Below are 221 nucleotides of genomic sequence, written 5' to 3' on the forward strand. Positions count from 1 at the left end.
GATGATCTGCTCGGGGGTGTGACGCTTGCGTTTCATGGGGCTTCTCCTGGCCAAGTCTGGCCGGTCGGGAAGCTCTCATAAGGACTGGTTCAGTTTCTGGGGTCCACGCCACCGACAGCAGGATCTGCTCGGGATCGGCCTCGCAGTAGTAATCCCAGATCCGCTCCTCGATCGCATCGATCTGGCGATCCAAATCCAGTGCCAGCTCCGCTTCCAGGGCG

The 221-nt window shown here is 60.6% G+C and carries 1 protein-coding gene; it reads right to left on the minus strand.

Annotated features, from left to right (window positions below):
- Positions 1-221 (minus strand): hypothetical protein (locus ACLNEE_RS17125; protein WP_411425361.1); only part of this gene is annotated, 221 nt, incomplete at both ends.

The sequence above is a fragment of the Aphanothece stagnina RSMan2012 genome (assembly GCF_046764815.1).
Classification (GTDB): Bacteria; Cyanobacteriota; Cyanobacteriia; order PCC-6307; family Cyanobiaceae; genus NIES-981.